At 68.0% G+C, this 21,286-nt stretch carries 19 protein-coding genes; 7 read left to right on the top strand and 12 right to left on the bottom strand.

Translation table 11 applies throughout. The annotated features are described in order from the left end of the window. Positions 1-48: 48 nt before the first annotated feature. On the top strand, positions 49-669 hold the full coding sequence (locus tag AC1PZ7_RS09660; protein WP_482359251.1) for a GNAT family N-acetyltransferase: 621 nt from the start codon (positions 49-51) through the stop codon (positions 667-669). Between the two features lie 9 nt (positions 670-678). Here AC1PZ7_RS09660 and AC1PZ7_RS09655 read toward each other — a convergent pair whose 3' ends face one another. Continuing rightward, positions 679-1,077: a flagellar export protein FliJ gene (locus AC1PZ7_RS09655; RefSeq protein ID WP_482359250.1), complete on the bottom strand. Its 399-nt coding sequence runs from the start codon at positions 1,075-1,077 to the stop codon at positions 679-681. A gap of 526 nt (positions 1,078-1,603) precedes the next feature. Here AC1PZ7_RS09655 and ctrA point away from each other — a divergent pair. Further along, positions 1,604-2,305 (top strand): response regulator transcription factor CtrA, encoded by a 702-nt coding sequence (gene ctrA, locus AC1PZ7_RS09650; protein WP_482359249.1) that lies wholly within the window; start codon positions 1,604-1,606, stop codon positions 2,303-2,305. 264 nt (positions 2,306-2,569) lie between these two features. On the opposite strand, the gene copM is transcribed toward ctrA, so the two are convergent. From copM to chpT, 4 genes are all read right to left on the bottom strand, one after another. Next, positions 2,570-2,974 (bottom strand): CopM family metallochaperone, encoded by a 405-nt coding sequence (gene copM / locus AC1PZ7_RS09645; protein ID WP_482359248.1) that lies wholly within the window; start codon positions 2,972-2,974, stop codon positions 2,570-2,572. Between the two features lie 58 nt (positions 2,975-3,032). Continuing rightward, positions 3,033-3,464, bottom strand: a complete 432-nt coding sequence (locus AC1PZ7_RS09640) for a hypothetical protein (protein ID WP_482359247.1) — start codon at positions 3,462-3,464, stop codon at positions 3,033-3,035. A 119-nt stretch (positions 3,465-3,583) separates the two neighbouring features. Beyond that, a complete protein-coding gene (locus AC1PZ7_RS09635) occupies positions 3,584-4,843 on the bottom strand; it encodes a chemotaxis protein CheW (protein ID WP_482359246.1) in 1,260 nt (419 codons plus the stop codon). 107 nt (positions 4,844-4,950) lie between these two features. Further along, complete coding sequence (gene chpT / locus AC1PZ7_RS09630) at positions 4,951-5,598, bottom strand: histidine phosphotransferase ChpT (RefSeq protein ID WP_482359245.1); 648 nt, start codon at positions 5,596-5,598, stop codon at positions 4,951-4,953. Between the two features lie 123 nt (positions 5,599-5,721). Between chpT and cysQ the strand changes: the two genes are divergently transcribed. From cysQ to AC1PZ7_RS09610, 4 genes are all read left to right on the top strand, one after another. Beyond that, entirely contained in the window at positions 5,722-6,546 is an 825-nt protein-coding gene (gene cysQ, locus AC1PZ7_RS09625; RefSeq protein ID WP_482359244.1) for a 3'(2'),5'-bisphosphate nucleotidase CysQ, read from the top strand. Positions 6,547-6,708: 162 nt separating this feature from the next. Then, a complete protein-coding gene (locus tag AC1PZ7_RS09620) occupies positions 6,709-7,278 on the top strand; it encodes a DUF1134 domain-containing protein (protein WP_482359243.1) in 570 nt (189 codons plus the stop codon). Positions 7,279-7,404: 126 nt separating this feature from the next. Then, positions 7,405-8,667 carry a hypothetical protein gene (locus AC1PZ7_RS09615; protein ID WP_482359242.1) on the top strand — a complete coding sequence of 421 codons (1,263 nt, stop codon included), beginning with the start codon at positions 7,405-7,407 and terminating at the stop codon, positions 8,665-8,667. Between the two features lie 97 nt (positions 8,668-8,764). Continuing rightward, complete coding sequence (locus AC1PZ7_RS09610; protein WP_482359241.1) at positions 8,765-10,135, top strand: NAD(P)H-dependent oxidoreductase; 1,371 nt, start codon at positions 8,765-8,767, stop codon at positions 10,133-10,135. Between the two features lie 133 nt (positions 10,136-10,268). Here the strand turns inward: AC1PZ7_RS09610 and AC1PZ7_RS09605 are convergent, their stop codons facing one another. Next, positions 10,269-10,565 carry a hypothetical protein gene (locus AC1PZ7_RS09605; protein ID WP_482359240.1) on the bottom strand — a complete coding sequence of 99 codons (297 nt, stop codon included), beginning with the start codon at positions 10,563-10,565 and terminating at the stop codon, positions 10,269-10,271. A gap of 191 nt (positions 10,566-10,756) precedes the next feature. Between AC1PZ7_RS09605 and AC1PZ7_RS09600 the strand changes: the two genes are divergently transcribed. Next, a complete protein-coding gene (locus AC1PZ7_RS09600; RefSeq protein ID WP_482359239.1) occupies positions 10,757-11,731 on the top strand; it encodes an AraC family transcriptional regulator in 975 nt (324 codons plus the stop codon). A 169-nt stretch (positions 11,732-11,900) separates the two neighbouring features. On the opposite strand, the gene AC1PZ7_RS09595 is transcribed toward AC1PZ7_RS09600, so the two are convergent. The 6 genes from AC1PZ7_RS09595 to AC1PZ7_RS09570 form a co-directional block, all read right to left on the bottom strand. Beyond that, complete coding sequence (locus tag AC1PZ7_RS09595) at positions 11,901-15,347, bottom strand: autotransporter domain-containing protein (protein ID WP_482359238.1); 3,447 nt, start codon at positions 15,345-15,347, stop codon at positions 11,901-11,903. A gap of 387 nt (positions 15,348-15,734) precedes the next feature. Next, positions 15,735-16,727, bottom strand: coding sequence for a helix-turn-helix domain-containing protein (locus tag AC1PZ7_RS09590; protein WP_482359237.1), 993 nt, complete (start codon positions 16,725-16,727; stop codon positions 15,735-15,737). Positions 16,728-16,985: 258 nt separating this feature from the next. Continuing rightward, entirely contained in the window at positions 16,986-17,330 is a 345-nt protein-coding gene (cyoD, locus tag AC1PZ7_RS09585; protein ID WP_482359236.1) for a cytochrome o ubiquinol oxidase subunit IV, read from the bottom strand. Continuing rightward, positions 17,327-17,959, bottom strand: a complete 633-nt coding sequence (locus tag AC1PZ7_RS09580) for a cytochrome c oxidase subunit 3 (RefSeq protein WP_482359235.1) — start codon at positions 17,957-17,959, stop codon at positions 17,327-17,329. Before AC1PZ7_RS09580 ends, cyoD begins: the two co-directional genes overlap by 4 nt. After that, positions 17,956-20,085 carry a cbb3-type cytochrome c oxidase subunit I gene (locus AC1PZ7_RS09575; protein WP_482359234.1) on the bottom strand — a complete coding sequence of 710 codons (2,130 nt, stop codon included), beginning with the start codon at positions 20,083-20,085 and terminating at the stop codon, positions 17,956-17,958. The genes AC1PZ7_RS09580 and AC1PZ7_RS09575 overlap by 4 nt, the downstream gene beginning before the upstream one ends. Next, entirely contained in the window at positions 20,082-20,864 is a 783-nt protein-coding gene (locus AC1PZ7_RS09570; RefSeq protein ID WP_482359233.1) for a COX aromatic rich motif-containing protein, read from the bottom strand. The genes AC1PZ7_RS09575 and AC1PZ7_RS09570 overlap by 4 nt, the downstream gene beginning before the upstream one ends. Between the last annotated feature and the right edge of the window lie 422 nt (positions 20,865-21,286).

Genomic DNA, 21,286 nt, shown 5'->3' with positions numbered 1-21,286 from the left:
CGGCCGAACGCTATAGAAGCAGGCACGCTCTTTCACGGACAATGCCTGATGACCGACCCGACCGCTCCGCTCACGCTCAATCTCAACGGCTACACCGCCCTGCCGCCCGGCACGATCGCCTCCGTGGTGACGATGCTGGAGATGACCGAACCGCCGGCCCCGCTCCCCGAACGGCCGGACGGCGGCTTCACGCTCGAACCCGTCGCGGCGCCGACGCTCGACTGGTACCGGGGACTTTTCCGCCGCATCGGCGAGGACTGGCTGTGGTTCTCGCGGCTGACGCTCGACGATGCCGCACTCGGCGCCATTCTCGCCGACCCGGACGTGTCGGTGCACGTGCTGCGGCACGAGGGACGGGATGTCGGGCTGGCGGAGCTGGATTTCCGTGTCGGCGGCGAGGTGGAGCTCGCCTTTCTCGGCGTGGTGCCGGAATTCGTCGGCAGCGGCGCCGGGCGCTTCATGATGAACCGCGCGCTGGCGATGGCCTGGGCGCGGGGGCCGGCGCGGGTGCATGTCCACACCTGCACGCTCGACCATCCCGGCGCTCTCGGTTTCTACATCCGCTCGGGATTCAAACCCTATGCGCGCGCCATCGAGGTGACGGACGACCCGCGCCTGGCCGGGCCGCTCGACCGCGCCGCCGGGCGGCACGTGCCGGTCATCGAATAGGCTGATGCCTCAGGCGCCGAGCACGGCCCGGGCGCGGCCGGCGATGTTGCGCGGCGGCATCTCGACCGGCGCCTCGACCCGCTCGCGCTCGCCGAGCGCCTCGACCTTCTTCAGGTCGTCGATCGCATCGTCATAGGCGAGGCGCGCCTCCTCGAGCTGGCCCTTCAGCTCCTCCGCGGAGCGGCGCAGATTGTCGCGGCGGGTGGCGGCGGCGCGGGCATAGGTCGAATAGGCGAAATGCTGCGCATCGCTGATGCCGGAGCGCTGCTCCTCGGCCTCGATCTCACGCTCCAGATCGCGCGACATGCGGTCGAAGTCCGCGATCATGGACTCGATCTGGGCAAAGTGGCGACGCTTTTCCTCCGCCTGGAACCGCTTGAGGCGGATGAGGGTGTCGAGCGACTTCATGGCCGGCTTACTCCGCTCTGTCGTGCCGTCCGCACCTGCTGCCACGGGGCGGCGGGCGGGCGGAACGGGCCGCCCTTACGCGGCGGCAGCGCGCATCTTGGCCAAGAGATATTGCCGCTTCCTTACCCTTTAGGTGGAAAAGGTAGCCCGCGACCGGGAAGGGGCGATTCAGCCATCGGATGGAAACGATTTGTTTACCGGCCTCGTTAATGATCAGCCCATCGTCCGGTGTGGAATGTCGATCCGCGAAAGCGGAGTCGGCTGACTCACTTAGGCATGCTTTCTAAGATTCGACTTCAAAAGATGGGTCGATAAATTCGGATTTACGAACAATCCCTTGCGGGAAGACTCGAAGAAATTTCGTGTCCCCGCTTGTGCTCGGGAATCGGAGTTTGTTACCTCTAGTTCATGAAGTAACGAATCGGTGTGTGTGTCAGGCCGGGCGCGGGGTGGGGTCACGTTCGGTCTGGAGTCGTCCGATCGAGCGCTGCACCCCCCGGGGCCATGGCGAGGGAAGGGGATTGGCATGCGCGTCTTGCTCATCGAGGACGACCGCGCGACCGCGCAGAGCATCGAGCTGATGCTCAAGTCCGAGAACTTCAACGTCTACACGACAGACCTCGGCGAAGAGGGTGTCGATCTCGGCAAACTCTATGATTACGACATCATCCTGCTGGATCTGAATCTGCCCGACATGTCGGGCTATGACGTCCTCAAGGGGCTGCGCGTCGCCAAGGTGAAGACGCCGATCCTCATCCTGTCCGGCCTCGCCGGTATCGAGGACAAGGTGAAGGGCCTCGGCTTCGGCGCCGACGACTACCTCACCAAGCCGTTTCACAAGGACGAGCTGATCGCCCGCATCCACGCCATCGTGCGGCGTTCGAAGGGTCATGCGCAGTCGGTCATCACCACCGGCGAACTGGTGGTGAACCTCGATACCAAGACGGTCGAGGTCGCCGGCAACCGCGTGCACCTGACGGGCAAGGAGTACCAGATGCTGGAGCTCCTCAGCCTGCGCAAGGGCACCACCCTGACCAAGGAGATGTTCCTCAACCATCTCTATGGCGGCATGGACGAGCCGGAGCTGAAGATCATCGACGTCTTCATCTGCAAGCTGCGCAAGAAGCTCGCCAACGCCTCGCAGGGGCACAATTTCATCGAGACGGTCTGGGGCCGCGGCTATGTGCTGCGCGACAGCGGCAACGAGCCGGACCGCATGTCGGCCTGAGCGCGGGCCGGTCCACAATCCCGAGCGGTGAGGCGCAAGGCGCCTCCCCAACTGGAGCCCCGCCGAAAGGCGGGGTTTTTGTTTTGGCGGCCGAGGCACGGCCCTGCCCCTCCCCTTGCCGTCATCCCGGCCGGGCGAAGCGAGAGCCGGGACCGCGTCCTGTCTTTATCCTGACGGCACTCCCGGATCGGCCTCGCGGCCGTCCGGGATGACGCGTTTGGCAAGCCGCGCCGCCTCTCCCGTCGGGGAGAGGCAAGGGCGGCGCTATTTGGCGTTCTTCGCCAGCCAGGCGTTCAGGAAGGCGATCTCGCTCTCCTGCGCCTTGATGATCTCCTCGGCGAGCTTCCTCAGCTCGGGATCCTTGCCGTATTTCAGCTCGATCCGGGCCATGTCGATCGCCCCCTGATGATGCGGGACCATGCCGCGGGCGAAGTCGACGTCGGTGTTGCCGCTGAAGGCGATGGCCATGCCCTCGTGCATGCGGCCATTGACCTCCTCGAACGCCTCGGTGGAGGGGTTGGCGGCGCCACCGCCCATATGGGCGCCCTGGCCCATCGGCATGTTGGCGTGCGGCATCGGCATCTGTGTGGGCATGTCCTGGGCGACGGCCAGGGTAGGAAGCACGGCAAGGCTGGCGGCCAGAAGGGCCGCGCGGGTGAAGCTGTTCATGATGGTCTCCATCGGATCGTGGAAATGCGGCCCGCGACGGGCCGCGCTCGAACAACGATCAGACGGAACGGGGCGGCGGCACCGGCGTCGCCAGCGAAAGCCCGCTCAGCATCCCCCCCTGCGGCAGGGCGAGTGCCGCGACATGCGGCTCGGGAAGCCGCAGCGCCGAAGCGGCAAGCGGTGTCGCCACCAGCTGGCTCAACACGCAGCACAGATGCGGCAGTGACGGATTCGGCCCCGACGGGTGCAGCATCTGGCCACCTGCGGCCGGAGCGGACGCGACCATCGCCATGGAACCCGCCTCCGCGCCCATGCCGGCATGCGAGCCGCTCGGCGTGGCAAACATCGCCGCCGGCACGTCCGCCAGCCCGGCCTCGTGGCACGGCATGGCGCGGGCCGCCATCGCCAGGGAGGCCGACGCCGAGCCCGCCATGGCGGAGCCCAGCGCGAGCAGCGCCAGCATCAGGCGGATGGAACGCAACAAGCCCATGAACGAAACCCGGACGCCGCGCGAAGTGGCGGATCGAGCGTCAGACTATCAAGTCCCCGCCCCCGCGGACAGCCGGGCAAAGCACGGATGGCGAAGCTGTGATGAAGCCCGCCCGCAGGTCAGTGCGCGACGGCGTCGCGCCGCAGCAGCGCCAGCACCAGCGCCACCGGGTCGTTCATCGGAACCACCGAGGCGAAGCCGCGCGGCGTCGCCGCAACCGTGCCGCCGGCGAGGCCGATGCGCCGCGCCCCGTCGCTCGCCTCGATGCCCTCGGCGCGCACGTCGGCATAGGCGTCGAGATCGAACAGGATGGCCTCGAAGCGTCCGCCCGCCAGACGCGCGGCGCGCGGATCGTCGGCCAGCGACACCTCGTGGCCCATCGAGCGGACCAGATCGCGCAGGCCGGAGCGTGCGGCGCTGTCGGGCGCCGTCACCAGCACCCGCATCGCCGCGCCGCGCACCGGCTGGGTGCCGCCCGGCTCCAGAAGCCGGTAGCGGCCGGTCGGCGTGGCAAGGAAGCGCATGCTGCCGACACGCTCGATGCGTCCCTGCGGCGCCAGCCCGACCACCTCGTCGACCGCGATCACGTCGCCCTCGCCGCCGAAGGCGAGCAGCATGCGCCGGTGACGGCGGCCGGAGGGGAAGAGCGAGACGGACGAGGCGGCGATCGCCGGGGTCTCGTCGAGCGCGGTCACGCCGCGCAGCGTGGCGACCCGCACCGCTTCGAGCTGCGCCCGCCCGGCGCGCACGAGAAGATGGGCGGTGTCATGCTCGGGGGTGGCGGCGAGGCGCGCGCGGGGCGCGACGACGCCGATCGGCAGGTCGACCATCGCCGCCTGCGTGCCGTCGGGCAGCAGGGCGATGCCGTCGATCATGTCCTCGCAGGGACTGAACCGGTCGCGCCAGCTCGCCGGCATGTTCTCGACGGCGGCGCGCAGGCGCACCGGCACTTCGTCGATGAGGACGGCGGCGCGCACCTTGCTGGCGGTGCCGAACAGCACCAGCCCGCCCTGCACCGGACGCGCCGGAGCAAGGCCCATGCGGACGGAAAGGCGGATCAGCGGCAGGCCGCTGGAACCGAGCGTGCCGGCGGCGGACATGGCCAGAAGCCGCTCCCAGCGCTCGCCGGAAATCGTCATCACCTCGATGACATTGGCGGCGGGAAGCGCGAAGCGCATGCCGAGAATGGAGAAGACCAGAACCTCCACCCGTTCCGTCGCCGGGCGCGGCGGCTCGCGCCGGAGGCTTTCGGGTCGGGCGCACTCGGGGCCGGCCGGCTCGGGACGCACCACCGGCGCACGCAACGACGCGGCGATGAGAGCGGCTTCGCTCGAAACGGTGCCGCGCGGGGCGGCGGAGATGGAGTCGACGGGGAACATGGGCGACCGGCAATACTGAACACAACGCGCATGCCTCAAGGCCTGCACGCAGCAGTTTCCACCGATCCCGTTAATGTCTTCTGAAGGTGACGCTAGGTGATCGCGTTTCAGGCGTGGACGACGCGGATCGTCACCGCGTCGCCCTCATGCGACAGGCTCACCCCATAGCCCGCCGCGCGCGCCAGCAAGCCGGTATAATGCGGCTGGATGGCATGAGCATCGAGCGAGCCGCCCTCCGGCGCATGGCCGGCCAGAAGCCCGACGAGGTGCGGGGGAATGCGCGAATGGCTGCCTTCCGTGCGCAGGACGAAGCCGCCCTCGTCGCCCTCCCCTGTCGCCTCGACGGCAATGCGCCCGCCGCGCGGAATGGTCGAGGTGGCGACGACCAGCAGGTTCAGCAGCAGCTTCACCTTGTTCTTCGGCGCCAGCACGCGCGGCACGCTCCAAGAAAGGCTGGTGCGGTCGTCCTCGATGAAGCCGCGCGCCACCTTCTCGGCGTCGCCCGTGTCGATCTGCGCGCCGGCCGAGCCGGCGGCGCCGAAGGCGAGGCGCGCGAACTGGAGCCGGGCGGACGCCTGCCGGGCGCTCTTGGCGATGAGGTCGAGCGCGAACGCCTTCATCGCCGGATCGTCTTCGTCCTCCAAGACCTCGAGCCCGTTGACGATGGCGCCGACCGGACTGATGACGTCGTGACACACGCGCGAGCACAGGAGGGCGGCGAGATCGAGCTTGTCGAGATCGATGGCGGTCTTCATCGCGTCCCTTGCGGAGATTGTGCGGCGAATCGGCCGCGAGACGTGCGGCCAGCGTCCGGGGTGTGATACACCGCGTCCCCAACGACGCCAACCTTTGCCCCACCGCCCGGAACAACTTCCCCAATGTCCTCGCCGAACACGCGCCTGCCGTCCGATCTCAGCCTGCTGGCCGCCCTCGCGGAGGCCGCCCTGAAGGCCGGCGAAGTCATCCTGCGCATCCGCGACGAGGGCATGCGGGCGGGCCTGGCGGTCAACGCCAAGGCCGACCAGAGCCCGGTGACGGCAGCCGACCTCGCCGCCGAGGAACTCTTGCGCGGCGAGCTGGCCCGCATCCTGCCGGGCGTTCCGGTGATCGCCGAGGAGGCGGTGGCGCAGGGCAAGGGCGAGGCACCGGCCGATACCTTCCTGCTGGTCGATCCGCTCGACGGCACGCGCGAGTTCATCGGCGCCAGCGGCGAGTTCACGGTGAATATCGGCCTCGTCACCGATGGCGTGCCGACCCATGGCATCGTCCTCGCCCCGGCCGTCGCCCGGCTCTATGCGGGCGTCGCCACGCCGGCGGGCGGCTCCGCCTTCGTCGCCGGGCTTGAGGCCGATCCCGCGCTCTGGCGGCCGATCCGCTGCCGGCCGATGCCCGCTCGCGGCCTGGTGGCGATCGCCAGCCGCTCGCATCTCGACCCGGAAACCGCGGCGCTGCTCGACGGGCTCGACGTGGCCGAATCGATCAGCTGCGGCTCGGCGCTCAAGTTCGGCCTCGTCGCCGAGGGCCGCGCCGACATCTATCCGCGGCTCGGCACGGTATGCGAATGGGACGTCGCCGCCGGTCATGCCGTGGTGCGCGCCGCCGGCGGCAGCGTGCGCCGTCCGGACGGCAGCCCCCTGCCCTACGGACGTACCGACGCGAATTACCGCGTGACCGGATTTATCGCCCGCGGGGCCGAGGCGTAAGGACCACACAGATGGATCATCCGGCACCGATGCGACGCAACATGCCTTCCTAAGGTCGCACTCCATGCTAATGATGGTTTTCGTGGAGTTGGCTGCCCGGGCACGATTCCGGGCCCATAGCGGGCTCCAACCCGCCTGATGAGATCAAACGCGAGACCGACGATGCCGACGTTGCGCGCCCTTTTTGCCTGCCTCGCCCTGCTCACCGCCCTTCCCTTCCTCGCCGCTCCGGCTGCCGCCCAGTCGAACGCGACCTATTCGAGCGACGAACTCGTCCAGCAAGGTCACGGGTTCTTCGGGGAGGTCTCGCGCGGCCTCGCGCTGTCGATCGAAAAGGCGGTCAGCCAGTGGGGCCAGCCGAACGGCTACATCCTCGGCCAGGAAGGCTCCGGCGCCTTCGTCGGCGGCCTGCGCTATGGCGAGGGTACGCTGTACACCCGCAATGCCGGCGACATGAAGGTCTACTGGCAGGGCCCCTCGCTCGGCTGGGACTTCGGCGGCGACGGTGCCCGCACCATGATCCTCGTCTACAATCTGAATGCCATCAACGACATCTTCCGGCGCTTCGGCGGCATTTCCGGCTCGGCCTATTTCGTCGCCGGCTTCGGCATGACCGCTCTCGCCTCCGACCGCATCGTGGTGGTGCCGATCCGCTCCGGCGTCGGCGTGCGCCTGGGTGCCAATATCGGCTATCTGAAGTTCACGCCCAACGCGACCTGGAACCCCTTCTGAGCGTCGCCACACCCCGCCGGACGGCCGGGCTAGCCCGGCCGTTTTGCTATCTGTAACCTAATGCTCCTAGACTGGCCGCCCGGCTCTTCCGGCCGGCCCGTACCGCGTTCGAGGTGAGATCGCCGCATGATCGAAGCGATCATGTTTTCCGCCATTGGCTTCCTGACGGCGACGCTGCTGGCCCTGCTGACGCTTCCGGCTGTCTGGCGGCGGGCCGTCCGCCTGACGCGCAAGCGCATCGAAGGCGCCATTCCCGTCTCCGTGGCCGAGATCCTGGCCGACAAGGACGAGCAGCGCGCGATCTTCGCCGTCGACGTGCGCCGCCTTGAGCTGGAAGTCGAGAAGCTGCAGGCCCGCGCCGCCAGCCAGTGGGGCGAGGTGACGCGGCAGGCCGAGGAACTGCGCGCCCGCCAGGAGACGATCGAGCGCCTGTCGGACGAGCTCGCCACGCTGCAGACCGAGCACGGCTCGGTCACGATGCACCGCGACCATCTGCTCTCCGAGCTCGAGGTGCGCACGCGCGACCTCGACGAGACCCGCGCCGCACTGCAGGCGACGCGTTCCGAGCTGCACAGGACCCGCACCGCCTTCGACGAGACGAGCTCGCGCGAAGAGGAACTGAAGATCGACCATGTGGCCCTGACCACGCTGCGCGACACGCTCAAGGACCGCATCACCGAACTCGACCGCCATCTCGCGGCGACCAACGCCCATCTCATGACCGAGCGCAACACGCTACGCACCACCTCCGAAAGCCTGTCGATCGAGATCGCCCGGAACCGCGAGATGAAGGACCACCTCGCCGACGCCGAGACCCGGCTGGCGGCGCTCGATGCCGAGGTAACCGCATTGCGGGCCGAGCGCGCCGCGCTGACCACCCAGGTCGCCGAATTCGAGGCGCGCACCCATGCCGCCGAGAAGGCCGGCGCCGCCGCGCAGGCGAACGCCGCCCGCATCACCGCCGAGGCGCTCGGCGCCCAGCGCGCGGCCGAGGCCCTCGCCCGCGAGGCCGGCGACACCATCGAGATGCTGCGCGCCGAGAAGGCCATGCTCGACGACGCGCTGGTCAAGGCACGCGACGACCGCGCGGCCGTGCAGGAACAGCTCGACCGGCTGACCCCGCTTGCCGCAGCCGTGCCGGACGAGACGCGGGACACCGCGCTGCTGCGCGAGCGGATCAGCGACATCGCCGCCGAGGTCGCCCATCTGACGGCGCGGCTCGAAGGTCCGGGCTCGCCGATCCATGCGCTGCTCGCCGCCCACACCCCGGCGGCCGGCGAAGCGCCCACGCTCGCCGACCGCATCCTCGCCCTGCGCGGCGCGCCGGGCCCGGCCGGCGATCACCTCGTCGAGGAGACCCGCCCCAAGGACCGGGCCGCCGCCGGCTGAACGGAAGGCGCGGCGTCCTCCCGCGCCCTCCGACGACAGGACCGGGCATCGGAAAAAGCCCGGCCGACAAGCAACACCTGGGAAGGAAAACGCTCCAATGAATCTCGCCCGCATGCTCAAGGCGCGCGCCGATGCCGGCCGCCCTGTCCGCGTCGGCCTCATCGGCGCCGGCAAGTTCGGCTCCATGTTCCTGTCGCAGCTGCGCACCACGCCCGGGCTGCATCTGCTGGGCATCGCCGATCTCTCGGTGCCGCGCGCCCGCGCCGCGCTGGAAGCCACCGGCTGGGATGCCGAGGCCGCCATCGCCCCCTCCTTCGCCGAGGCGCTGCGCACCGGCCGCACCATGCTGACGGATGATTCCGTGGCACTGATCGCCGCCGACGGGCTCGACGTCGTGGTCGAGGTCACCGGCAGCCCGGCCGCCGGCGCCGCCCATGCGCTCATGGCCATCGAGCAGGGCCGGCACGTCGTCATGGTCACGGTCGAGGCCGACGTACTGGTCGGCCCGCTGCTGGCCGAGCGCGCCCGCAAGGCGGGCGTGGTCTATTCCATGGCCTATGGCGACCAGCCGGCGCTGGTGTGCGAGATGGTCGACTGGGCGCGCACCTGCGGCTTCAGCGTGGTCTGCGCCGGCAAGGGCACCAAATACCTGCCGAGCTTCCACAAATCGACGCCGGACACGATCTGGAGTCTCTACGGCCTCACGCCCGAGCAGGCGGCGCAGGGCGGCATGAACGCGCAGATGTTCAACTCCTTCGCCGACGGCACCAAATCCTCCATCGAGATGGCGGCCATCGCCAATGCGGCGGGGCTGAAGGCGCCGTCCGACGGGCTGCTGTTCCCGCCCTGCGGCGTGGACGACCTCGCCACCATCCTGCGCCCGCACGAGGCCGGCGGTATTCTCGAACATTCCGGCACGGTGGAAACCGTCTCCTCGCTGGAGCGCGACGGCCGCCCGGTGTTCCGCGACCTGCGCTGGGGCGTCTATGTCGTGTTCGAGGCCGATCCGAGCGCGCGCGGTGACTATGCCCGCCGCTGCTTCAAGGAATATGGCGTGGTGACGGACGCCTCCGGCCGCTACACCGCGCTCTATCGTCCCTATCACCTAATCGGGCTGGAACTCGGCGTCAGCGTCGCCTCGGCCGCGCTGCGCGGCGAGCCGACCGGCGTGACCGACACCTTCAACGGCGACGTGGTGGCGGTCGCCAAAAGGCCGCTCAGGACCGGCGAGACGCTCGACGGCGAAGGCGGCTTCACCGTATGGGGCAAGCTGCTCCCGGCCTCCACCTCGCTGGCCCGCGGCGGCCTGCCCATCGGCCTCGCCCATCATGTCGTGCTCAAGCGCGACATCGCCGAGGGCGAGATCGTCGGCTGGGCCGATGTCGAGGTGAAGGACAGCCCGGCGGTGCGCCTGCGCCGCGAGATGGAGCGCAGTTTCGGCGGCGGCATCAGCGCGGCGGCGGAATAGGCGAGCGCGGAACAGCCGCAACCTTGCCTTCGCATCATGCCCGGCCGTCGGCCGGGCATTCACCTCTGCGGCGCAATGCAGGGACGCGGATCGCCGGGGCGGGCCCGGGCACCGGCCGGCACCTTCCGGGCGGTTATGGCGTGCCGCAGGTGGGACTGCCGCAGACGGCACGGCATATCGCCGGGTTCATGCAGGTGTAGGTCTTTCCGGCCGCAGGCTTGCCCGGCGTCGCCGCCAGCTTCGCAGCGGGCGCGTCCAGCGCGCGCATATCGGCATCGCGCGCTGTGATCTGGCCGCAGGTCGGAGCGCCGCAGACGGCACGGCAAATGGCCGGATTCATGCACGTGTAGGCGGCAAAGGACTGCGTCGGAACAAGCATCGACCCGCCCACGCTCGCCACGGCGAGAGCAAAAACGACAATTTTGCGCATCATTTCCTCCAAATTTCGCAGCAATATCTACTTACCGTTGCTGCCCCACGCGCGTCAGAATGCTACGTCCTCAATGTCGGCGTAGTGCGCTGGCGGAACAATTATGTTGCAGGAGCGGAACTTTCGTAACTACACATTGTTGAATGGAATGTCGTCTTTCCTCCTCGCGCTTATTCGAGGGAGCTGCTGCCATGTCGGCCGATGGCACACGTGTCTCTATATCGACGGACAATATCAAGGGCCGCGAGCGAGACGAACTGATCCGTGATTACTACGGGCGCATTTGCATGCGGCTGGACCTCGTGCCGCTGGACGACAATGAGCTTCGTTTCAACACGACGACGACGCTGTTGCCGGGCATGAGCGTAACGCGCGCGTCGGTGGCTCCCATGGCCTGGGAGCGCAGCGCGGCACTGCTGTCGGATGGCAATGACGATCTGGCCGTCTCTTGGATAGCAAGTGGCTGGCGGTTTCACGGCACAGGCGGGACCACTGTCGAAACGCTGCCCGGCGCCCCCTGCATCATGCCTCTCGATACAAGGTGGCGCGCCGAGGCGCAGGACGGCGACTGGACGGTCTGCATCCAGCTTTCTCGCCGCCTGCTGGAACCGCTGGTGAGACACGTCGGCGATATCGCGCCAAACGCCCTTCGACCCGATACGCCCGAGGCGGGACTGCTCTTCGACTATGTCCACGCGGCCAGCCGGACGCCGCTCACGCCGCAACTAGCGGCGCTCGTCTCGCAGCACATCACCGATCTTCTGGCGGCAGCACTGGGCACGACGCGGGAGATCGAAGAAATCGTCGCCGGCCGAGGTGTACGGGCGGCCCGGCTTCGAGCGATCAAGCAGTATATCGCGGCGAATTTGTCGAATGTCCGTCTCTCGGCCGAAACGGTAGGACGTCACATGGGGATGAGTCCCCGTTACATCCGCCACCTTTTCGCCGAGACGGGTTGCAGTTTATCGGACTACGTCACCAACCAGCGCCTCGCCGTGGTCCATAGTCGCCTGGAGGATCCACGTTTCGCCGGCGAGCAGATTGCCGACATCGCATTCGGCACCGGACTGGTCGAGCCGTCGACATTCTATCGTCGGTTCAAGGCGCGCTATGGACTGACGCCATCTGACGTTCGGGCCGCCGGGAGACGAACCTCGTTCGAATAGCCTTCCGGCCGCTGTCGGGCAGACGTTCCCTGTGGCAGATCAAACGCGGCAATCGGGGCGGCTCATGCCGCCAGCCGCCTGGAAACCGCCTGTGTCGCGCCGGAGCGTGGAAGGCAGCGGGAGGACGCCGCCGCCTTCCAGCGGATTCGACCGCCGATCCTGAGCGGGATCAGAACCTGACCGTCAGATCGGCCTTGAAGCCGTTCTGCTCGGCATCGGAGGCGAGCTGGCCGTTATAGGCGATGCCGAGCGTCGCCTGCGGCGCCAGGTTGACATCGAGGCCCGCCTCGATGACCGCGGCATCGCGGGCGATCGGCACGCCGGCGACGGTGAAGGGATCGCCGCCGGCGAAGGCCTGCGTCGACAGCGGCGTGGCGTCTCCGAAGGCGTGGCGCCAGCCAAGCGTAGCCCGCGCCGTCGTGGCGACGCCGCCGATGTCGAAACCGGCCGCGACGTGCAGACCGAGCGTGCTGAACGTCGTGTCCGTGGTCTGGCTCCCGGCGTAAAGCGCCGCCGCGCCCCATTGCTCGGTGAAGCCGTCGCTGTCGAGGCTCACATAGGCAAGGTTGGCGAAGGGCTCGAATGCCACGGCCTGCACATCGATGCGATAGCCGAACTCGCCAAAGGCCTGGAAGGTAGCGGCGTCGTAGCTGCTCTTCAGACTCTCGCTGAAGCCGGGGAACACGACGGAGCGGCTGGTGTCGATCTCGTGCCACGTATAGGCGAGGCCGGAGCGGAAACCGAGATTGCCCCACTGCGTGCCGGCGTAGAGGCCGAGGGGGTAATTGTCGCTGCTGCCCGACGAGGCGCGCGCGTCGACATCGAAATTCGTCCGGCTGTATCCGGCGAGGAGGCCGAGCCGCCAGGTCTCGAAGATCGGCGTGTCGGCGCCGATGAAGAAGCCGCCGGTCGAGCTGTCGAGGCGCGCGGCATTGCCGTCGCCGTCGATGTCGCCCCAGGAGCCGAAGCCCTGTCCCCAGACGGCGAAGCGGTCGGTGGTGGGCGCGGCAAGTTGCGGCCCGCCCTCGCCATAGGCCATCACCGGCAGTGACGAGGCGCCGACGCCGTCGAGCGCCGCGCGGAGGCGATCGATCGCCGCTTCGCGGACGAAACGGCTGTCGTCGATCAGCACGCTCTTCGCCGAGGCATGGATCTCACCTGAGAGCTGGTCGAACGCGAAGCGGGCCTGCGCCTGCGAAAGGCCGAGCAGCGCGTCGTAGACCGGATTGCCGAGCCCCAGACTCTCCGCGCCATAGCCGGTGGCGATCTGATTGGGGGTCGCGCCGACGCTGCCGAAATCGACATCATTGCGGATGAGCGTCAGGTAGACGTTGTTGGGATCGTAGCTCAGCGTCGGATCGAGGAAGGCGAAATCCGACGTCACCGCCGCGAACTCGCCGTCCACGCCGCCATCGGCAACGATGATCGTGTAGCTCTTCAGCGGCGAATAGGTGCCGCCGAGGCCGATATGCTGCACCGTACCGCCATTGATCGTGACGGTGCCCGTGGCATGGATCTGGTCGCTGGCGGTGCTGCTGGGATCCACCTCGACCTCGTAGAGGCTGCCCGCATCGAACGTGGCATCGCCGGCGACGTTCAGCGTGCCGATGGAGTTTCCCGGCGCCACGACGGCGCCGCCGGCGATGGTGGTCGAGCCGACCGTGCCGGTGCCCTGCAGGCGCCCGGCGAGAACATCCAGCGTGCCGCCGAGCGCGCCGTTTACGGCGAGCGTGCCACCGTTGACGGTGGTCGTGCCGGTGAAGCCGCCCGAACTGCCGGTCAAAACCGTCGTGCCGGAGAAGAGGTCGATCGTCCCCGTCCCCGACATGTCGGCGGAGAACTGGTAGCCGTCCGAGGTGTGGTTGAAGACGATGCCGCCGGCGCCCGCCCCGAAGACGATCTCGCTCGTCGCGAGCGCGCCCGGCGCGGTGGCCGCCAGGCCTTCCGCGGCGCCGATGTTCAGCGTGCCGGACGAGCCGGGCGCCACGGCGATCTGCGTCGTGCCGCCGACCTCGACCCGGCCGTCATCGGCAATGGTGAGCACGCCGGTGCCGCCCGCGCCGATAAAGAGATCGCTGCTGTTCACCCAGGTGGCCGCCGAGACCGTCGCCTCGCCGATGCCGCCGGTGGACGCACCGAGCGCCGACACCACGGCATTCACCTGCCCGCCGTCCTCGACGAACATCACCGCGTTGCCTTCGAGGCCAATGAGCAGGAATTCGTGGCTGACCAGCGACGCGCCGGCGCCGGTCACGGAGGCGCTGCCCGCCGCGCCGATCTCGCGGCCGAACAGGACGCTCTGCGCCTCGACAAGGCCGCCGGCCCCGATCGACAGGGCGCCGACACCCTCCTCGCCGATCACCATGTTCGCCGTATTGACGAAGCTCGACCCCTCGCCCGCGACATTGAGGATGCCGACGCCCGAGCCGAAGCGGCCGACGACCGCATCCAGTGTGCTCACCGTGCCGCCGTCGGTGACGTTGAGCGTGCCCTGGCCGGAGGAGCCGACGATGAAGGTCGAGCTGCTGGTCCAGCTGGCGCCGCTCGTCACCGTCGCGAGGCCGGTGCCGCCGAGCGCGATCAGCGCCCCGTCGCTGGTCACGCTGGCATTGTCGGCCACAGTCAGCGTGCTCTCGCCACCGGCGCCGACGAAGACGTTACCGCTGGCCGTCAGGCTCGAACCCGCGCCGGTGATCGTGCCGGAACCGGTGCCGAAGGACAGCCCAACGACGCTGAGCGCGGCGCCCTCCTCGACACGCAGATGGCCAACGCCGTCGCTGCCGATGCCGGCGCTCGCCGTCGTCGTCCATGACGTGCCCGCGCCGGTGAGCGTCACCTGCCCCAGCCCGGTCGCACCGAAGCCCACGACGAGGGTCTGCGATTCCACCGTGGCGCCACCGGAGACCGTGACCGTCCCCGTGCCCTCGTCGCCGACCGTGAACTCGCTCGAGGCGATCCAGCTCGTCTCGCTCCCGCTTATGTCGAGGGTGCCCTCCGAACCATTGGCGGCGCCGACGGTCACCCGTTCGGAATTCACGGCTCCGCCGGTGTCGACATTGACCGTGCCGGTGCCGAAATTGCCGACGACGAGCGGATCGGTGACGGTCCAGGTCGAGTCCGTGCCGGTGACCGTCACGAGGCCCGAGCCGATATTGCCGACGAAGGAATCGTTGCTGATGACCTCGCCGCCATTGGAGATCAGCAAAATGCCGCTGCCTTGGTCGCCGACGTAGAAATCGCCGGTGTTCGCCCAGGTCGAATCCGTGCCGGTCACCGTGACCGAACCGGTCGAGCCGAGCCCCCGGCCGAGATAGCCGGTCGTGGTCAGCAGCACGCCGCTGCTCTCCACCACCAGCGAGCCGACCGCGCTGTTGCCGACGGTGAGATCGCGCGCATTGGCGCCGATGGCGAACACCGCGGGCGCATTGATCGCGATGTTGTCGATCTCGGCGTCGGTGACGTTGTTCGGCAGGCCGGCGCTCCAGTTGCCGGGATCGAACCAGTTGTCCGAATTGGTGCCGGTCCAGACCGTCTGCGCGCCTGCTGGCGACGCCTGCGCCAGCGCGACGACGGCGGTCGTCGCCAGCAGCGCGGCGCGCAGGCGTGCTGATGGCACCGTGCTCCGGGAGACTTGCCGTCTCTCGGGACCACGCCCCGCCTGTGTGGTCCGCTCACCCCGAAAACCCGGATTCTTCCGCGCCATAGATACCCCCGAAACGCCATTGCATCGCGGGGGCGGCCGAAAAGGCGCCCGCACTTCACCTGAGCGAAGCGCGTCACACCCTTCCGGGAACCTGTCTCCCCGGCGATGCGGGCGACTTTGGGTTAGGCATCGTCGGGCTTGCAAGGAAATGAGAAGGCCCGGACGCAAATGTATCCGAGGCTGCGCAATCCGTATCCGGCAGTGCAAATCCCACAACTACGCTGGCGCGATGACGGTGATCTGCAGCTCGATTTTCGAATCGCGCGGCTCTGTCGCGCCACGCGATCCGCCCGGTCCGTTTCACTTGAGCTGGCGGATCCAGTGCCACATCGTCGTGTCGTCGCCGGGATGATCGCGCATGCGGCGCCCCTCGGCGGCGTGCGCCCGCACCTCGCGCGGCGTGACACCGAAGAGCTTGCGAAAGGCACGGACGAAATTCGTGCGGTAGGCGAAGCCGTGAAGCTCGGCGATGTCGGCGATGCTCCGTCCCTGCTGGGCCGGATCGGCGAGCATCTGCCTCGCCTGCTGGAGCCGTCCCCGCGTGACATAGGACGCCACGCCGCCATGCGCCTCGAACAGATAGTAGAGCTTGCGCGTCGAGATGCCGAAGGCGGCGGCGATGCTCTCGCTGGTCAGGGCCGGATCAAGGATGCGCTCGTCGATGTAGCGGCTGATCTGCCCGGTCAAAGCGATCTGGACGGCGGCGGCGTTCTCTTCCGTCACCGAGGCATTGATCGCCGCGGCGGCCAGCTCGATCGTCGGACGCACGATCGTCTCCGCCTCGTCGGCGCTCATCGTGCCGGCGGCGGCGTAGAGGCCCTTGAGATGGCTGCGCAGCAGCGCGGCGAGCGGGGCATCGCCGCGGATTCGGCGCAGGTTCTGCTCGTCCGGCGCCCGCAGCAGCGGCGCCATCAGGCGGCGTGGAATGGTCAGGTTGAGGCTGTCGAAATCCCCCGTCGTCGCCGTCGCCTGCGCCTGCGCCAGATCGGCGATGAAGAAATCTCCCGGGTTGGCCTGGTCGCCCGAGCCTCCTTCGCGCCGGCCGTGGCTCCCCTCGAGGCAGAGCTGCAGCGTGAGGTGGTCGAGGCCGTCCCGGCCGATCCGGGCGCGGGTGCGGTCGAAGCTGTGCGCCACGCAGCGATAGCCGGTGAGCACGATCTCGCCGAGATGGAAGGCGTCGGCGCCGAAGCTGAAGCGGTCGGCCTTGTTGCGCAGGCGGACGTCGTAGAGGACCCCGATGCTCTCCTGCCAGGCGGCTATCGTCTCCTTCTGGCCGAGCCCCGCCGTGTCCATGACGACGTGCCGAACCCGCGGCACGGCTGTAACGGCTGCCGGGAGACCAGAGTTCGCGCCTTCCGCCATGGTGACCCGCAGATGTTGCTGATGATCGAGGCTGTCTAGCCTGCTTACCATAGGAAAAGCGACAGGCAAATGCCGTCGACGGAGCCTCTGTTGCGGAAGATAAGCTTGCGGTATCCGGATCTGTTGTGCGCACTGGCCGCGAATGCGCAGCGGTCCCAGCCGCCACACGCGCGCCGGCCGATCCGCGTGTCAGGGCATCATGCGGACGTGCTGGTCGTAGAGGATCCAGATGGTGCCCGACACCATGATGAGCAGGATCAGCGCCGTGAACAGGATCAGCTTCAGGTCGTCGCGATGCGAGCGGGCAAGGTCGATGTGCAGGAAGTAGCGCAGATGCACCAGCGCCTGAATGAAGGCGAGCAGCCCCAGCACGGCGAGCGCGGCGCCGCCCCTGGCAAGCTCCAGCCACACCACCGCAAACGCGCCCGTGGTCAGCAGGAGGGCCAGGACGAGGCCGACCATGTAGTTGAGCCGCTCGCGCCCCTCGTCCTCATGCGCCCCCGCCGGCATGTCGGTGCGAACCTGGTTGCTCATGACACGACCCCGAACAGGTAGACGAAGGTGAAGATACCGATCCAGACCACATCGAGCATGTGCCAGAACAGCGCCAGGCGCATCAGCCGCAGCTTCACCGGCGTGTTCAAGCCGATCACCGTGACCTGAATGGCCATGATCGCCATCCACACCAGCCCGGACGACACGTGCAGGGCGTGGGTGCCGGTCAGTAGGTAATAGGCCGAGAGAAAGCCGCTGGCCTGGGGCGGCGCCCCATGCGCGGTGATCATGACGTAATAATCGCGCAGCTCCATGCCGACGAAGGCGGCACCGAGCACCCCGGTGACGAGGAGCCACGCCAGCACGCTGCGCCCGCTCTCGCGATACTTCATCGCCAGCATGGCGAAGCCGAAGGCGAAGCTGGAGAGGAGGAGCAGCAGTGTTTCCACGAAGGCGGCGGTGAGGTCGAACACCTCCGCCGGCCCGGGACCTTCGGCGATGCCTTGGACGCTCATCGCCGCATAGGTCGCGAACAGCACCGCGAACAGCACCAGGTCGCTCATCAGGAAGATCCAGAAGCCGAACATCACCTCTTCGGCCGCTTCATCGCTCGCGCGATCGGTGCCGGCGAGGTTCAGCCCGGGATGAAGGCGCTCGGACCGGCTCATGACAGCGCCTCCACGGCGGCGCCAGAGGAGAGGGCGCCGGAGCGGCTCTCCAGCCCCTCCGGGATCGCCCTGCCCCGGTTCTCGGACGTCATCTCCCGGTCGCGGGTCACGCCCGGCGCGGCGCGCGCGGCGGCGAGGAACGCCTCGTTCGCCGCCTTCACCGTCGCGGCGGGTATGGTCTCCTCGGTGTCGGTCTCGAAGGAGCGGGCGACGACCACCGCCCATATCAGCACGAAGGAGACGGCCGCCAGCCACCAGATGTGCCAGACCAGGCCGAACGCCCAGGCGCAGGCGAACAGGCCGATCAGCGGCGCCGTCGCGGTGTTGCGCGGCACCTCGATGTCCTCATAGGACGCCGGCGAGCGGTAGGCGGTACCAGCCTTCTTGGCCTCGTAGAAGGCGTCGCGCGCCGTGACCTCGGGGAGCACGGCGAAGTTCCATTCCGGCGGCGGGGAGGGAATCGACCATTCGAGCGCGCGTCCGTCCCACGGATCGCCAAGCGGCGCGGCCAGTTGCTCGCGCCGGCGCACCGACACCACGATCTGCATCGCCAGCAGCGCGAAACCGGCGAGGATCAGCGCGGCGCCGGCCATGGCGAGGGCGAGCCAGGGCAGGTAGTCGGGATCCGACCACATATAGGTGCGGCGCGTCGCGCCCATCATGCCCAGCCAGTAGAGCGGGAAGAAGGCCAGCAAGAAGCCCGGCGCGAAGCACCAGAACGAGGCCCGGCCCAGGCCCTCGTGCAGCCGGAACCCGAAGGCTTTGGGGAACCAGAACTGCACCGCCGCGAACATGCCGAACAGCACGCCGGGAATGATCATGTTGTGGAAGTGGGCCACCAGGAACAGCGTGTTGTGGACCTGGAAATCGACGCCGGGATTGGCCAGCAGCACGCCCGTCATGCCGCCGAGGATGAAGGTGAGCAGGAAGTTGATGTGGAACAGCATCGGCGTGGTGAAGCGGATGCGTCCGCCCACCATGGTCAGCAGCCAGTCATAGACCTTCACGCCGGTCGGCACGCCGATCACCATGGTGGCGATGCCGAAGATGGCGTTCACATTCGCGCTCTGGCCCATGGTGAAGAAGTGGTGCAGCCACACCGCGAAGGAGAGCACGGCGATGCACATGGTGGCGTAGACCAGCGAGGTGTAGCCATAGATGCGCTTGCTGGAGAAGGTGGCCACCACCTCGGACCAGACGCCGAAGGCCGGCAGGATCAGGATGTAGACTTCCGGGTGGCCGAACAGCCAGAACAGGTTGGCGTAGTTCATCATGTTGCCGCCGTCGCCATTCGTGAAGAAATGGAAGCCGGCATAGCGGTCGAGGGCGAGCATGATCGTCGCGGCGGTGAGCGGCGCCATGGCGAAGATCATCAGGATCGAGGTGCACAGCGTCGTCCAGGTGAACAGCGGCATGCGGAACAGCGTCATGCCGGGGCAGCGCTTCTTGTAGATCGTCACGGCGAAGTTGAGGCCCGTCAGCGTCGAGCCGATCGACCCCAGCGTCACCGCCCATATCCAGTAGTCGACCCCCTCGTCCGGGCTGAACTCGATGCCGGTAAAGGGCGGGTAGGCCGACCAGCCGCCGGTGGAGAACCGGCCGACCACCAGCGACACCATGATGAGGAGCGCGCCGGCCACGGTCAGCATCAGCGAGATGGCGTTGAGCAGAGGAAAGGACACGTCGCGCGCACCGATCTGCAGCGGCATGACGTAGTTCATCAGCCCGGTGATGAACGGCATCGCCACGAAGAAGATCATGATCGTGCCGTGGGTGCTGAACAGCTGCCCGAAATGGTCCGCGGACAGGAAGCCGGCACCGTCATAGGCGGAGAGCTGCTGGGCGCGCATCAGCGCCGCCTCGATCACCGCGCGGGCGAACATCACCAGCGCGACGACGATGTACATGATGCCGACCTTCTTGTGGTCGACGCTGGTCAGCCAGTCCCGCCACAGCGGCACCCACCACCCCTTGACCGTCAGCAGGATGACGGTGGCGAGCGCGCCAAGCACCGCGATGAACCCCGCCCCCGAGGCGATGAACTCGCTGAGCGAGGGATTCTCGATCGCCCCGGTGAAGACGAAGGAGCTCCATTCGAGCTGCCCGAAGATCAGTTCCCAGTTCATTGTCCGACCTCGGGCACATGCGCGCTATGGTGGGAGGCTTCGCTCGAGGCGGACATGCCGGCATGGGCGCCCGCCATGCCCGGGGCGAAGCTCGCCATCACCTGGCGGAACAGGCCCGGAGTGAACTGGCCATAGAGCACCGGCTCGTGGACCACGGAGGGCTGGAGCAGTTTCGCGTATCCGGCGGCATCGAGCGCGGTTCCCTGCGCTCTTGTCGTGGCGACCCACTCCTCGACGGCTTCCGGGCTCATCACGCGGGTGGTGAAGGACTGGGTGGCGAAGCCGAGGCCGTTATACTGGGTGTTGCGCCCGGTGAAGTCGCCGGTCTCGTCGGCCAGGAGGTTGAGCTGGGTCTGCATTCCCGCCATCGCATAGATCTGTCCGGCGAGGCGGGGAACGATGAAGGACTGCATCACCGTTCCGCTGGTCAGCCTCAAGGTGACCGGCCGATCTTCGGGCAGGGCGAGCAGATCGAGCGTCGCCACGCCCTGTTCGGGGTAGAGGAACAGGAACTTCCAGTCCAGCGCGACGACCTCGACCACCAGCGGCTCGGGACCGAGTGGCCGATAGGGGTCGAATTGCAGCGTGTGCTTCCACAGCGCCGTGCCAAGGATGACGATCAGCGCGACCGGGATGCCCCAGATGAGCATCTCGAGGCTCCAGCTGAACTCCCAGTCCGGCCGATAGGAGCCTTTGCCGCCCCGGCGGTAGCGGAACAGCACGATCGGCAACGCCACGAACATCGGCACGATGACGATGAGCATCAGGAAGCTGATCACGCCGAAATGCGAGAGCTGCGCCGATGCGATCGGTCCGGCCGGCTCGAGGAATCCTCCGGCGGACGCGACCCCTGGAACGGCTGCGGCAAGCAGCCCGACAATTCCCCTCGCCTTCACGCTGCCCCCCTTGCGACTGATCCACGCCCTGCCGCGTGCGGCCTCTCGTCTGAAGGCATCAGCCCGAACCCCTGCCGCAGGAAAGCACGAATAGGAACGAATTTCATCGTGGCGCGCATGAGAAATTGCGGAAAGATGGCGGCGCCGGCGCGGCAGCCTCAGGGCGGCCTTGCCGACCACAGGGTTGGCCGAGAGCGACATCCATATCACTCATTCGACCGGCGAAGACAGCGTAACGCTTTGGCATTCCACATATTGTGGAATTGCCGAGGCCATCGGCCGCCCTCTATCCTTCTCTGCGAGAG

It is taken from the genome of Ancylobacter sp. TW_SC_1, from assembly GCF_056836805.1.
The sequence above is the reverse complement of the archived record's forward strand: the minus strand, read 5'-3'. Positions and strand labels throughout refer to the sequence as shown.